Annotated in this window: 11 protein-coding genes and 1 pseudogene; 4 read left to right on the forward strand and 8 right to left on the reverse strand. The window is 64.6% G+C overall.

All coding sequences use genetic code 11. From position 1 onward, the window contains the following. Window positions 1–2 precede the first annotated feature (2 nt). On the forward strand, window positions 3–1,172 hold the full coding sequence (locus NJT13_RS19245) for a DR2241 family protein (protein WP_254523427.1): 1,170 nt from the start codon (window positions 3–5) through the stop codon (window positions 1,170–1,172). A 40-nt stretch (window positions 1,173–1,212) separates the two neighbouring features. Here the strand turns inward: NJT13_RS19245 and NJT13_RS19250 are convergent, their stop codons facing one another. The 3 genes from NJT13_RS19250 to NJT13_RS19260 form a co-directional block, all read right to left on the reverse strand. Then, window positions 1,213–1,803 carry a DUF7524 family protein gene (locus NJT13_RS19250; protein WP_254523428.1) on the reverse strand — a complete coding sequence of 197 codons (591 nt, stop codon included), beginning with the start codon at window positions 1,801–1,803 and terminating at the stop codon, window positions 1,213–1,215. 15 nt (window positions 1,804–1,818) lie between these two features. After that, window positions 1,819–2,013, reverse strand: a complete 195-nt coding sequence (locus NJT13_RS19255; protein WP_254523429.1) for a methytransferase partner Trm112 — start codon at window positions 2,011–2,013, stop codon at window positions 1,819–1,821. Between the two features lie 241 nt (window positions 2,014–2,254). Then, window positions 2,255–3,619 (reverse strand): adenylosuccinate synthase, encoded by a 1,365-nt coding sequence (locus tag NJT13_RS19260; RefSeq protein WP_254523430.1) that lies wholly within the window; start codon window positions 3,617–3,619, stop codon window positions 2,255–2,257. A 299-nt stretch (window positions 3,620–3,918) separates the two neighbouring features. On the opposite strand from NJT13_RS19260, the gene NJT13_RS19265 reads away from it, so the two are divergent. Continuing rightward, entirely contained in the window at window positions 3,919–4,224 is a 306-nt protein-coding gene (locus NJT13_RS19265; RefSeq protein ID WP_006429686.1) for a hypothetical protein, read from the forward strand. Window positions 4,225–4,615: 391 nt separating this feature from the next. Here the strand turns inward: NJT13_RS19265 and NJT13_RS19270 are convergent, their stop codons facing one another. The 5 genes from NJT13_RS19270 to NJT13_RS19290 form a co-directional block, all read right to left on the reverse strand. After that, entirely contained in the window at window positions 4,616–7,189 is a 2,574-nt protein-coding gene (locus NJT13_RS19270; RefSeq protein ID WP_254523431.1) for a DUF7527 domain-containing protein, read from the reverse strand. Between the two features lie 57 nt (window positions 7,190–7,246). Beyond that, window positions 7,247–7,525 (reverse strand): UPF0058 family protein, encoded by a 279-nt coding sequence (locus NJT13_RS19275; protein WP_006181940.1) that lies wholly within the window; start codon window positions 7,523–7,525, stop codon window positions 7,247–7,249. 173 nt (window positions 7,526–7,698) lie between these two features. Continuing rightward, on the reverse strand, window positions 7,699–8,331 hold the full coding sequence (locus tag NJT13_RS19280; protein WP_254523432.1) for a DUF998 domain-containing protein: 633 nt from the start codon (window positions 8,329–8,331) through the stop codon (window positions 7,699–7,701). A 173-nt stretch (window positions 8,332–8,504) separates the two neighbouring features. Beyond that, the gene (locus tag NJT13_RS19285; RefSeq protein ID WP_254523433.1) at window positions 8,505–9,677 is read right to left on the reverse strand and encodes an ABC transporter ATP-binding protein; all 1,173 of its coding nucleotides are present in this window, start codon (window positions 9,675–9,677) and stop codon (window positions 8,505–8,507) included. Window positions 9,678–9,785: 108 nt separating this feature from the next. Then, window positions 9,786–10,256, reverse strand: a complete 471-nt coding sequence (locus NJT13_RS19290) for a DUF5793 family protein (RefSeq protein WP_254523434.1) — start codon at window positions 10,254–10,256, stop codon at window positions 9,786–9,788. Between the two features lie 167 nt (window positions 10,257–10,423). On the opposite strand from NJT13_RS19290, the pseudogene NJT13_RS19295 reads away from it, so the two are divergent. Both NJT13_RS19295 and NJT13_RS19300 read left to right on the forward strand, forming a co-directional pair. Further along, window positions 10,424–12,349: pseudogene (locus tag NJT13_RS19295) on the forward strand (type II/IV secretion system ATPase subunit). Beyond that, complete coding sequence (locus NJT13_RS19300) at window positions 12,346–14,418, forward strand: type II secretion system F family protein (RefSeq protein ID WP_254523435.1); 2,073 nt, start codon at window positions 12,346–12,348, stop codon at window positions 14,416–14,418. Before NJT13_RS19295 ends, NJT13_RS19300 begins: the two are co-directional and overlap by 4 nt. The last annotated feature ends 134 nt before the right edge of the window (window positions 14,419–14,552 follow it).

Genomic DNA, 14,552 nt, shown 5'->3' on the forward strand with positions numbered 1-14,552 from the left:
ACGTGACGGTGACCGCCGACGATATCGAGACGCTCGCCGAACGCGCCGCGTCGGGCATCGCGTTCGACGGGTTTCGCGTCGCGGAAACGGACGACGGGTACGCCCTCGAGACGCCGGAGAACGAGTGGACGGGTCTCGAAGACGCCGATCTCGAGCGAGCGCTCGAGGCCTGCGAGGAGTACGTCACGAACTGGCGGTACTGGCAGGAGACGGTCGGCGGAGCGGGAACCGCTCGGCGAGCGTTCCTCCGATGGTGTGAGCGCGCGCCCCTCGAGGACGACAGAACGGGGGCGAGTCCGGGCGGCCCGGTCGGAAGCGGTGACTCCAACAGCCCTGCGCCCGAGGAGCCACTCGCCGTCGCGGACCGATACGACGCGCTCGGCGAGGGCATCGACCGAAGGTGGGGACAACTCGCTATTACGACTCGATTCCTCGACGTCGACGACCGGGATTACGAGCGGGTCTACGACATCTGGCACGTCGACGACGCCGACGCCGATCTCGCCGCCCTCGAGGTACACGACGATCCCCGTGCGGCCCGCGAGATCGCGACGTACGATCCGGACGGCCGCTATCGGCCGTTGAAGACCGCGCCCACACTGGCTACCGGGTGGGCCTTCACCGGCCTCACGGGCGACGAACTCGTCGAAACGATCGGGTTCTTCTACCCGGCGACGATCGCCAACTGGCACCGAGAACGGCGCGGAAATCTGGACGTCGACCACTGGCTCGAGACGGCACAGCGACAGACGGGGATCTACGACGTGGTCGACGAACTCCCCCGCGAGGCCGTCGCGTGGATGGCCGAGGCCTGTTGTGTCGACTCGCAGTGTCTCCGCCGGCGCGAGTGGGAGTACGACGAGGGGGACGACATCGACGTCGACGGCGGTGACGGCCCGTTTCCCTGTCGCGAACCGTGTTCGCTCGTGATCGCTGCCGCACGGACGTGGGCGATCCTCGAGTCCGAGGACGAACACGCGTACCGACTCGAGCTCACGACGAGCGAACTGAACCAACTCGAGGAGTTGATCGATGCGGTCGCGGAGGGGCGCACCGACGAAATCCGCGAGGCGGACGTTACCGACGGCGCGAACCGCTACCGGGCGCGATACCTCCGGGCCAAACGATTCGACGAGAACGGCGCGCTCGAGGCGACGAAACTCGACGACTGAGTTCCCTCTCCGGCACGCCGGCCGCGGTTACGTCGGGCGGCTACCAGACCAACAACAGGAGCGCGGCGACGACGCCGACGATGACGATACCGAGGCCGGCGGTCGCGACCGGACTGGCGATCGTTGCCGCAGTCACCGCCGCGATCACGACCGCGACGAGTCCCAGCGCGAGAACTCCGAGCGTCGCTGGTTCGATTCCGATTCCAGGGGGGACTCGATCGATCGTACGCTGGACCGCCGTCCGGTCGGGGTCCCGTCGGACGGGTTCCGCGAGCGACTCGTCGACGTCGACGTCGGGCGTCCCGGGAACGACGGTGACGCCGATGGTGACCGATTCGGACCCGTATCCGGTCAGCACCTCGAGTCGACCCTCGATCGAGTGATCGATGGTCTCGGCGTCGACGGCGATCGGAACGGTCGTTACCGCGCCGGGCTCGACGTAGTAGTTCGACTGATCGAGCGATGCGATCCGCTCTACGTCACCGTCGAGACGACAGTGGACGTGCGCTGGCGACTCGTGACCGTGTAATCGAAGGTCGAAGGGCTCGTCGGTCTCGAGGGCGTCGGTCGCCGGTTCGAGCGCGTTGGCGTTCCCGCGATTGACGTGGACGGTGACCTCGGTGTCTGGCACGGTAGATCGGGCCGGTCAGGCCGGCGTTTCTTCGCGCATATCCGGCGGGAGCAGGTTCGGGATGCCGTCCTCGATCGGATATCGTTCGCCGCACTCGGTGCAGACGAGGTCCCCGCCGATGACCTCACCGTCGTCGTACGCGGCGTCCTCGAGTTCCAGATCGTTTTTGTCGAGCGGACAGCAGAGAATGTCCAGCAACGATTCTTTCATACCACGTAGGATCGTCGCCTGAAGCAAAAGGTTTCGGGAAACTGCCGGGACACCGGCCCCGCCATCTGTCGGCGTCTGACGGGAGTGATACCGCCAGGTCGGCAGAGCGAGTCACGTCGAGGTCGCCGGTCGATCCGTCCTGGTGAGTACGGGAACCGAACGCATCCGAACGATTCGGACGGTGACGCTTGCCGTCGTCGCGCCGTCGAAGCGAGGTGGGCGGCGGACGGCGGGCGGTGCGCTACTGGTACGGGTTTTCGACGACGACGGTCTCCTCGCGACCGGGGCCGACGCCGACGGCGTAGATGGGCGCGTCGAGTTCGTCCGCCACGTACTCGAGGTAGGCCCGAGCGTTCTCTGGAATCGCGTCGTAGCCGTCCTCGGCGACTGCGGTCCAGTCGACGTCGGGCCATCCGTCGAACGACTTGAAGGTTGCCTCACACCGCCCCCACGCTTCGGTCGTCGGAGGCATGGTCAGGATTTCCGTCCCGTCGAATTCGTAGCTGTGTCCAACCTTGACCTCGTCGAGGTCGGCCAGCACGTCGATGTGGTTGATCGCGAGTCCGGTGAACCCGTTCGCGCGGGCCGCGTGACGAAGCATCGGCATATCGAGCCAGCCGACCCGCCGCGGGCGGCCCGTGACGGTACCGTACTCCCCGCCTTCGTCGCGGATGTAAGTCGCGAGTCCTTCTTCGTCCTCGCCGGCGCCTTCGGTCGCATCGTAGTCGGGGGTCTGTCCCTCGACGCCGCCGAGTTCGGTCGGAAGCGGGCCGGTCCCGACGCGGGAGAGGTAAGCCTTGACGATGCCGATGACCTCTCCCTGACCGACGACCGTCGGGCCGAGACCGGTCCCGACGCTCGCACCGCCCGCGGTCGGATTGGAGGACGTCACGTAGGGGTAGATGCCGTGGTCGATATCGATCGAGGTTCCCTGTGCCCCCTCGAGCATGACGTTCTCGCCGGCGTCGATTCGCTCCTGGAGGAAGCGTCCGCAGTCGACGGTCATCCCCTCGTCGGCGAGGCGCTCGCCGTACTCCCGGTAGGTCTCGTAGAGGTGATCGATATCGAACTCTTCGCCGGTCTCCGCGCCGAAGACGTTCTCGGCGAGGGCCTTCTTCTGTGGCACGACGTACTCGAGTCGGTCGCGCAGCGCGTCCGGATCGAGCAGATCACCGACGCGGACGCCGCGGCGGCCGGCCTTGTCCTCGTAGGTCGGCCCGATGCCGCGTTTGGTCGTCCCCGCTGCGAGGTCGTCTTTCTCTTCCTCTTCGATCCCGTCGAGCGCGCGGTGATACGGAAGGATGACGTGAGCGCGTTCGGCGACGCGGACGTCGGGCTCGAGCCCCCGGTCGCGAAGGGTGTCGATTTCGTCGAACAGCGTTTCCGGGTTGACGACGCACCCGTTCCCGAGAACGCCGACCTTCCCTCTGACGGCGCCCGACGGCACCAGCGATAGTTTGTACTTCGTCCCGTCGTGGACGACGGTATGTCCAGCGTTATCCCCACCTTGATAGCGGGCAACGACGTCGGCGGCGTCGCCGTACAGGTCGACGACCCCACCCTTGCCTTCGTCGCCGAGTTGCGACCCGACGATAGTGACGGTCATAACAGCGGCGGCTTCTTCCCGGGCCGATAAACAGATTACGGTATACGGGTGGCTACAGTGGGAGACACCACGGTCGCTATCCGATCGCCGATGGGGCCAGAACCCGCCATCGTCCCGTCTTCCGACGGCGTCACCGCGGCGGCGGCCCCTTCCCCGTTAATTTCTCAACCAACGCGGACGGAGAAATGGCCGCGATCGGAAGCGTTAACTACTGACAGGAACGATCACGGAGTTGTGAGTGGTCCTTTCAGCGACCGAGAGTAACTTTTAAAAGGCCCAAAGACAAGTTAACAAATGCCATGATAGACCGACTTGAGAAGGAAGTCGATATGCTGGAACGCCACCTTCAGGTTCTGAAGATGGTGATCGAGAACGAACCGATCGGAATCGTTAAAATGTCGAACGAAACCGGCTATCCTCACCACAAAGTCCGGTACTCGCTTCGCGTCCTCGAGGAAGAGAACCTGATCGAGCCGTCGAGTCAGGGTGCGATCAAAACTGAGCGCACCGCGGAGTTCGTCGACGAACTCGACGGCAAGATCGACGACATCGTCGACAAACTCGACGGGATGAAAATCGAAGACGTCGCCGAGATCGAAGGGTAGTCTCTCGTCCGAGACGGACGCTGTCGCCTTTCCCCGCAACACGCGTTCGGTGCGAGGTGATCGACTTTTCGTCGTGGGTCGAGGCGCTCCGGAGCACCTCGCTCCCGCGTCGCCATCGCCCCCGTTTGACACGAGTGGCCGACCCGATTGCGAACGCACCGCCAGTCACAGGTACCGGAATCGGACACCGAACTCCGTCACCTGGTTGGGTCGAGGTGACGGGTCCGAGTGAGAACGTTGCGAGTCGGTTTCCGACGACGTGCGGGGAACCGGTCTCGGCGTGCCCAGGACTCGTCGCGTCGAAACTCGCAGTCGCGGGTCCGTCCGCTATCGCGTTTTCCCGGCGGGAGGGATAGATCGAAGGGAAGGGAGGCTGCGTGCCGGAACCGAACTACAACTCGGGGACGGTCATGTGGAACCCTTCGGACCGCGATTCGACCAGACAGAGGTGATAGCCCTCTTTCCGAGAGAGGTTGACGTAGCTCAGTTTCGAACCGCGGCTGAGAAAGCCGCTGCTCGTGGCCTGTTCTGCCACCTCGAGTGCGCCCGGTTCGAAGTAACTCGAGGTGACGGCGACCGACGCCGCGAGCGACGGATAGTTCGCCTTCACCGCGGACGACGCCTCTTCTAATTGCTCGAGCAACTTCTTCGAAGCCGGCTCGCGCGAATCGTTGAGGGTGGCCAATACGAGCGGGTTCCCCATCTTGTCGTACGCGACGATGTCGAAGGTTACCTGATCCGGAACGTCCTCCGTCTCGTCGTCCGCGAGCGAAATGGTCGAGCCGAGTTCGGCCCGATCGATTCGGGGAATCGCGTCGTACAGATCCGCCAATCCGTTCGCGTTCCCGGTGTCGCGGATCTCGTAGAGGACCAGTTCGGTGAGCCAGTTGACGAACCGGTACTCCATCGACGACGTGAGAAAGTCTTCGTAGGGCTCCCCGTCGACGACCGCGTCGGCCGAGTCGAACTGCGTGTGGTGTTCGAGTCGCAGGTTCGATGTGACCTCCACGCGATCGGCTGCACCGTCGTGAGCCGTCTCGAGGGTCGGTTGGCTCTTCGATACGTACCGAACGAAGATGTTCGTTCCGGAGAGCGCCTGGTCGGGCGAGAGCGTCGTTCCCGTGGTCGGACTGGCTCCAGTTGCACCAGTACCGCCTTCTCGTGCCCGTTTCAGTTCCGTCTCGAGTTCCTGGATCCTGGATTGGAGCTGTTCGACCGCGACCGAGAGATCCTCGTTTTGGGACTGCAGCTGATTGCGGTCGGCTTTGACCTCCTCCGCTTCCGTCACGACCGCATCGCGTTGCTCCTGTAGCGTCTCGAGTTTCTCGGAGAGGGCCGAGACCCGGTTTTGACCCTCCTGGTCCGAAGACTGAGTCGATCGAGTACCGGAACCCCCCTGTTGGCTCGGCTGGGTCCGTGACGTGCTCTCGCGACCGCCGGACGAAGCGCCACCGGCTGTCGATTCCATCGTTCGGGGCGATCCCCTCGAGTCGGACTGTTCGTTCGGCGACGAGCCGCCCTCGGATGCGCCCGCGTCCGAGACCGTCGACGACCGGCCCGCGCTCGCGTTCCGACTTCCGGTACTCGACGCCGTCACCGCATTCGTCTCGCTGTCGTCCGGATCGATCGATGGAATGCGGCGGGTTTCCCGCCATTCTTCTTCGCGTTCGAACTGCTCCTCGAGATCGTCTCCGTCGGTTCTGGTCGCGTCGTCCACGGTCAGTGACGAGTCGTCGGTATCCGGGACCGTGCCGTCGGCTTCGGTGTCCTCTTCGACCCAGGAGATGTTGCGATCCAGTTCCTTGGCCGCGGCTTCGACCTCTGCGAGATCCGGATCCGTCGGGCCATCGGTCTCGGTTTCGGTTTCGGTTTCCGTCTCGGCTTGGGTCTCGACGTCGACCTCGGTCGGTTCGTCGACGCCGCCTTCGGCGGCCGTCTCGACCGTCGACGAACGGATCGAGTCCTCGCCCGTATTCTCGGTACGGTCGTCTCCGTTCGGTGGCCGGGATCCGTCGGCGTCGTCCGACGAGGTCGGATCGAGGTCGGCGTCCGGTTCCGCTTCGGTGATGCCGGTTGCCGACCGTTCCTGATCTGGTTTCGCCGCCTCGCTCGCAGTGATACCCGACGGATCGTCGGCGATGTCGATATCGGAGGTCAGCGACGAGGAGTCGTCCACGGTGACGTCCTCGATCGGATCCGGTCCGGCGGATCCGTCGTCGTCGCTCGGGTCGGTTCCCGAGAGGTTGATCGGCTCGATCGATGACGACCCCTGATCGGCTGTCGGGTCGGAGTCCGCATCGTCTCCGGATGGGATGCCGACTTCGATCCCGGACTCGGTCGTATCGGTCCCGGACTCGCTCGCTCGCTCGAGTTCCCGACTCGAGTCGCGATCCGCCGCGTCTTCAGAATCAGTCCCACCACCGGCCGTCCGGGGAACGTCCGTGACATCGATATCGACGTCGAGTACCTCGTAGATGCCCACTTCGTCGGCCGCACGGTCGAAGGCTTCCTCGCCGGTGAGCAGGCGCTCGGCGTTACCGATGTACGCGGCTGCCATCCGACGACCGCCGTAGTAGACGGCGTAGTAGTCCCCGCTGAGCACGTTTTCGCTCAGTTCGATGTAGCCCGTAAACGAGCCGCTCTGGAGGGTCTCGTCCACTTCTTGGAGCGGCGTTTCGTTCGTGTAGTAATTCGCTCGTGTCTCGCCGCCGCGCTCTTCCATCGTACAGAGCAACGGCAGCGACGGATGGGGTGCCTCGTACTGCGTTCCGGAGGCGGTCTCGAAGTCCACGATATCACCGTCGAAGACGCCGACGATTCTCCCGTTGAGCATAAAGAGCCACGAGCCTGCCGCCGACACGGCACCCGAAAAATCAGCAGCAGCGAGATCGGAGAGGCCGTCGAAACCGCCGCCGAACGGACGGGATTCCCACTCCTCGACGCGCTCTTGCGTGCGCGAGTCCATACGTCAACAAGCGGGAACCGGACCAAATACGTTTCGCCTAGAATGCGTCTAGATTTTCTAGATTTTCGATTCCGCGTCCTCGGCGAGTTCCTTCATCCGTTTGCCGATCCGCCCGGCGCTCGAGAACTCGTCTTCGCTCATCGCGCTCGCGAGCGCGTTACCGAGGACGAAGACGGCGTGTTTGTGTTCGCTCTTCGATTTGTGGACGTGCGAGGGATCGACGTCGAGCTGACGGTAGGGATCGAACAGCGTTTCGTCGACCTCCTCGCGCTCCGAGAAGTACTCCATGATGACGACGAGTTCTTCGTGAAGCTCGAGGAGTTCGTCTTTATGCATATACGCCGGTACGGACGGTTTCGATTTAAGCATTGTGTGGCCTGCTGTGGCAAATCCGTGGGGGAGCACCCAGCGACCGGGTTCGGCCCGTCGTTCGCGCTCGACGGATGCGCCGGTCACAGGATGTCAGCGGACACCAGTCCGCACGATCGTACGTCGACGATCGAATCGTGTCAGTCGGCACCGGCATCGTTCCGGCGGTGTAACACGACCGCAAGCACGAGGATCCACCCGCCGAACGCGACGGCAGCGACGAACTCGGGGACGGCGAACCACGAGCCGGTATCCGTTTCCCCACCGATCGCCACCAGCCAGCCGAGCCATGCCAGCGGGTGGACGTTGCCGAACCAGAACGAGGCAATTGCGAGCGAGGCGTCCTCTGCCAGGGCCGCTCCGGTAGCGTAGACCCAACTCGCGAACGGGGCGACGCCGAACACGGTCAACGCGGCGACCCCGTGCAGGCTCGTCCCGAGATAGACGGCGGTATGCTCGAGGAAGAAGACGCCGACGCCGACCATCCCGACCACGGCGATAGCGGTCAGGGCGATACCGAGGCGCTCTCCGGTGTTCCGGCTCGCAGACCAGAGCCGCCAGACGAACGGGGTGCCGATCAGGCCGCCGAGGATCAGGCCCCCGTTGAAAAGCGGGAACGTCGGGGCGCCGTACCGGCCCATATCCGAGAGGGCTTGCTCCCCCCAGGTAAACGTCTCGGGCGGTGCGAGGACCGTCGCGATAACGATCGCCCCGAGCGATACGACTGGCCCGGCGACACCGCAGTACGTCGCGATTTTCGCCCTGTCGGCCATGTAATTGTATCTACGTTGCCCCCGTATCAAAGTGACTGTTCGAATCGGTGATCGGTATCAGAAACGGACGGTCGGCGCCGGAACTCGGTACTCGAGCCCTGCAATCTGGGGTCAGCGGACGCGGTCGAAGTCCGGGGTCGGCGAATCCGGGGACGCGATCGGAACCCGTTCGATTATTCGATGCGGGAGACTGACGTCTCCGGTTCCGAATCTGTATCCTGGCGGTGATCTGCGGGGAACCATGCGAGTTCGTGGTCGGCGGTGACCCGAACGCGAACGCGTTCGTCCAGATCGATCCGATCGGAGTGGTTGTGCATACACTCGATCGTGTCGCCGCTGTCGAGTTCGACGCGGTACAGAACTGTCGGGCCGAGATAGCGCCGGTAAACGACGCGACCGTCGGATTCGTCGCCTTCGGCGGGGAAGGCCGTCACGTCGTCGGGGCGAACGAGGAGGTCGACCGTGGAGCCGTCGTACTGGTGGGCCAGTCCGTGGACGTCGTCCCGAAGGACGCGACCGAGCGCCGTGTCGACGCTGTCGCCGTGGACGTCTCCCGGGAGAAAGCTGGCGTGTCCGAGGAAGCCGGCGACGAACCTCGACTCGGGTTGCTGGAAGACACGCTGGGGGGTATCGATCTGCTCGATCGCGCCGTCGTTCATCACGGCGACGCGATCGGAGATCGAAAGCGCCTCTTCCTGATCGTGAGTGACCGAAATAGCGGTGACGCCAGTCTCTTTGATGATCCGCCGAACTTCCTCGCGCATCTCGACGCGCAAATCGACGTCCAGACTCGAGAACGGCTCGTCGAGCAACAGCATTTCGGGTTCGGGCGCCAGCGATCGTGCCAGCGCGATCCGCTGTTGCTGACCGCCGGACAGTTCGTCCGGGTAGTGGTCCCCGTGGGCCCCGAGGCCGACGAGGTCGAGGAGGTCGTCGACGCGGTCCGCGCGGTCGGCCTCGTCCCGGTCTTGCAGGCCGAAGGCGACGTTTTCGCGGGCGTTGAGGTGCGGAAACAGTGCGAAGTCCTGAAAGACGACGCCGACGTTGCGGTCCTCCGGCGCGACGAACCGACCGTCGCCGGAGACGGTTTCGCCCTGTAACGTAACTCGGCCGGCAGCGGGTTTCTCGAGTCCGGCGATTAGCCGGAGCGTGGTCGTCTTCCCGCACCCTGAGGGGCCGAGTAGCGTCAGAATTTCCCCCTCGCGAACGGACAGCGAGAGGTTTCCGATGACCTCCTCGCTGCCGTAGTGTTTCGCGATCCCGTCGAGTTCGAGAACCGTCTCCTCGGTCGTGTGTTCTCGTTCTGGGTCCTCGACCGCTGTCGTAAGCAGTTGTCCGTCCGACATTGTTCAGGTCCCCCGGCCGCAGCCGGCGCACATCTCTTTAGGCACGCCTAAATCACTTATAGTTGCCGGTCCGCTGGCAGATATCGACGCACGACCGACCGCTGTCGGTCAGAGTTCGACGCCGCTCGGAATCAGGCTGTGCTGGCGGAGTAGACTCCCCTCGTCGTCGTAGACGAGGAACGTCCGTTTATCGTAGGTGACGAACGGCTCGCCCTCGAGCGTGATTTCGACGGTATACCGCCCCTCGTCGTCGCCCGCCGATTCACCGTACCCCCGTGCGGCCCGGATGAACTGGAGCACGTCGGTCGCGTCCTCGTTGAGTTCAAGGATGAACTCGCCGGTGATACGATTGGTCACGCTCACTACTCCCGCGGTGGCCGTCCCGATCGGTCCCTGCAATCGAAGGGCCGCGTCCGTTTCGCTCGCCTCGAGAACGTCGCCGTCGGGGCCAGTCAGGCGCTCGCGAAGCATCGACGCCGGGCCGGTAAAGTCGATCGATACCGAAGGTTTTTCGGGTGCGCCGTCGGTTTCGACCCAGTCGATATTGGTTACGTCTAACGTGAAGTGCTCGCGCCTCATTCCGTGCCTGTTCCTTCGGACTCCCGTGGTATGAACGTAACGCACGACATCTCAACAGAGAGAACGGTTCGTCGCTGAGACGCCACCGCGAAACCCCGACTCGAGTCGTCCGATCGGCCGTCTCCTTTATCACCGTTGCGTCCGGACGTGTCACGAAACTCAGTTCGATGCAGCCGTCAGATCACAGCGGTTCGGACGAGGCGGAGAACGATCCCGCTGCCGACAGCGCGAACACCGCTCGACAGCCTGACGACGCCGAAACGACGTCCACCGACGGGCGGGGCGAGTCGACGCTCGACGCGACTCGTCGGTCGATCCGTCGCTTCGTCGACGTTCTGCGCGGATCGACCGTCGACGTGACCGAGTACGAACCGACCGTCCACGGTCCGCTGATCGAATTCGACGTCCCGGACGGTCTCGAGGAGGTCGACCGGTACTGGGTCGACGCACCGTTTTCGTTCGTCTCGATCGGCTACGATCACGAGGAGAACGAACACCGGTATCACGCCGTCGAACCCACGCTTCGCGAGGACGAACGAGTTCTTCTCGAGACCCTGCTCGAAGACGTCCGCGATCCGCTCCTGTACCGTGAGGAGGACGGTGAGGACGTCGAGGAACTGCTCTGGGAGACGATTCGCGACTCCCTCGAGCGCTACGGCGCGGAGATCGACGCGGCGACGTTCTCCCGACTGTTCTACTACATCTTCCGCGATTTCCGCGGCTACGGGCGGTTGGACCCGATTATGCACGACCCACACGTCGAAGACGTCTCCTGTGACGGCTACGACCTGCCGATTTTCGTGTATCACGACGAGTACACCGACATCGAGACGACCGTTTCGTTCGGGGAGACCGCACTCGACCAGTTCGTCGTTCGGCTCGCACAGCACTCGGGCCGACACATTTCCATCGGCGATCCGATGGTCGAAACGACGCTGCCCGACGGCTCGCGCGCCGAGTTAGCGCTCGGCGAGGAGGTAACGCCGAGGGGGTCCGCCTTTACGATCAGAAAGTACGCGGACGATCCCCTCACCCCGATCGGCCTGCTCGAGTACGGCACGTTCAGCGTCGAGCAGTTGGCGTACCTCTGGCTCGCGATCGAACACAACAGGAGTCTGCTCTTCGCTGGCGGCACCGCCTCGGGAAAGACGACGAGCATGAACGCCATCTCGATGTTCATCCCGCCGCGGTCGAAGGTGGTGACGATCGAGGACACGCACGAGTTGCAACTCTCTCACGACAACTGGCTCTCGTCGGTCACGCGCGAACGCATCCACGAGGGGACGAACGTGACGATGTACGATCTCTTGCGCTCCGCGTTGCGTCACCGCCCCGAATACATCGTCGTCGGCGAGGTCCGTGGCGAGGAGGCGATGACGCTCTTCCAGGCAATGAACACGGGTCACACGACCTACTCCACGGACCTACTCCACGATGCACGCCGATTCGGTGCAGACGGCCATCAACCGCCTCGAGAACGAACCGATCAACGTTCCCCGGTCGATGGTTCGGAGCCTCGATATCCTCTCCGTCCAGACGCTCACCCGGTCGGGCGACAAGCGTGTGCGTCGAAACAAGGTCCTCGCCGAGATCGAAGGGGTCGACCAACGGACGGGCGAACTCGATTACTCGACCGCCTACACCTGGCAAAGCGACACCGACAGTTTCCGGAGCAGTTCGAGCCAGGTTCTCTCCGGAATCCGAGACGAACGTGGCTGAGTCAGACGGAACTCCTGACCGAACTCGAGCACCGGGAACGGTTCCTCGAGTACCTTCGATCCAACGGCATCGCGGACTACCAGCGATTTACCGCGCTGGTAAACCAGTACTACAGCGATCGGGAACGTATCCTCGAGACGATCGGTGACGAGAGCGACGGCGGAACCGGGGTTGACGGTGAAACCGGCGCGAACGACGGAACTGACGGGGCCGACGGAATCGACACGACAGACGGAAACGGCGGCGACGACGGCGACGACGGCGACGATCCGCATCACCACGTCGCCGTCGATCCGCCCGCCGCCGGGACGGGCGGCGATGGTGCCACTCGGACTGACTCGAGTCCCGCCGACGAAACGCCCGGAGACCGATGACGCCCGTGACCGTTCTCCCGCTGGGGGTCGCAGTCGCCCTCTGTTTCCCGCACGCCGCCGCCAGGTACTCCGACCGCGTCGACCGCGTTCTGAGTCGGATCGCGAACCGGGCGTTCGGGGATCAGGTCGACGCACTCCGAGCGGAACGTCCGGGTCGGCAGGCGGCGTTGCGGGCCGCTCACGTTCCGACGACCACCCGCGAGTACGGATCGGCGACCGTGCTGTCCGCCGCGACCGCCGCAGCCGTCGGTTCCATCCTCGGCGTCTACGCCATCTGGGGTGCCCTGCGTCTCCTCTCGGTCGAACCCGAGACGTTGCGAACGGCGCTGCCGACTCCCCTCGAGTTTCTCGCGGCTCTCGGGGGGCTCCCGGCGCTTTCGGCCGTCGAGTTGGCCGTTCTGTTCGGGTGTTCCGCGCTCACGCTCGGCACGCTCTTCGGTGCCGGCGTCTACTGGCTCCGGTGGTGGTATCCGAGCTACGTCGCCGACGCCCGCGCCCGGCGGATCGAAGCGGGGTTGCCGTCGACGATCGCGTTCGTGTACGCGCTCTCGAAGAGCGGAGTGGCCGTTCCCGACGTCGTCAGAATCGTCGCCGAACAGGGGGACACCTACGGGGAGGCCGCCGCCGAGTTTTCCGTCGCCGTCCGACAGATGGACACGTTCGGCGCCGACGTCATCACGGCCCTCCAGACGATGAGCCATCGCTCGCCCAGTCCGCAGTTCAGCGAGTTCGTCGACAACTTCGTCAGCGTCCTGCAAAGCGGCCAGGGCCTTTCGACGTTCCTCGAGCGCCAGTATCAGGACTACAGGGAGGAAGCCGAATCCCAGCAGGAGAGCATCCTCGAGTTACTCGCGACGCTGGCGGAGGCCTACGTCACGGTGCTGGTCGCGGGGCCGCTCTTTCTGATCACCATCCTCGTCGTCATCGGCATCGCGGCCGACGACACGTTCCGCCAGTTGCAGATCCTCGTCTATCTGCTCTTGCCCGTGGCCAACGCCGGGTTCGTCGCCTACTTGAGCATGGTAACCGACAAACTCGACCCGAGCAACGGAGTCGACGGGGAGCCGACGCCGATCGAACCGCCGTCGGGCACCACTGTCAGCCCGACGCGGACCGCGGCCGACGTCCCGGGGCCTCGTCCCAACCCGAACGTGGAACGAGTGCAATATTACCGACGACTGCGAGGCCTCCGAGAACGGTTCGGCCATCCGATTCGGACACTCGTCGACCGGCCGTCGCTGACGCTCGCGATCACCGTCCCGTTCGCGTCCCTCGTCGTGGCGATGCAGCTTCCGGCGGCCCTCCACGGCGGCTTCGAAGCAACCGCGATCGACGACACCATCGCGGTGGGCGCGTTCGGAATCGTGGCGGTCTTGGCGGTCGCCTACGAACTCCACTGCCGCCGGCTCGCGGCGATCGAAACCCAGGTTCCGGACCTGCTCGACCGTCTCGCGAGCGTCAACGAGGCCGGGCTGTCGGTCGTGTCGTCGATCGACCGCGTCAGGGACTCGGATCTGGGACCGCTCAGCGCCGAACTGGATCGCGTCTGGGCCGACGTCCAGTGGGGTGGCGACCTTCAAACGGCGCTGCACCGACTCGAGGCCCGCGTCGGTACCCGCTCGATTTCCAGAGTCGTGACGCTGTTGACCGAGTCGATGAACGCAAGCGGAAACCTCGCGACCACCCTCAGAATCGCCGCGCGACAGGCGGCGGCCGACCGCCGACTCGAGCGCGAGCGCAAGCAGGCGATGGTCGAGTACACGGTCGTCGTCTACGTCTCGTTTCTGGTCTTTCTGTTCATCATCGCGGTGCTCGCCGGCTATCTCCTCCCGAACCTCCCGTCGGGCGGAACGAAACTGGCCGCCGGTTCCGGGGCGACCGAACTGGGCGGACTCTCGGACGCCGATACGGACGCCTATGGCACGCTATTCTACCACGCGACGCTCGTCCAGGGACTGCTCTCCGGGCTCATCGCCGGCCAGTTGAGTGCCGGCGACGTCAGCGCCGGCGCGAAACACGCCGCCGTCGTGCTCGGCCTCTCCGTGTTGCTCTTTGCGGTGGTTCTCTGAACTGTGCGCTGTGCGCCGATCCGCCGACCGTTCCGGTGGTCCTCCGAATCGATCCACGGGGCGCCCCGCGTGGGTGTCCCGTGAGTCCGCCGCGGTCCGACCGCTCGTCCCGAGCGACGTCCATGTAGAAACCC

This window comes from Natrinema caseinilyticum, from assembly GCF_024227435.1.
Lineage (GTDB): Archaea > Halobacteriota > Halobacteria > Halobacteriales > Natrialbaceae > Natrinema > Natrinema caseinilyticum.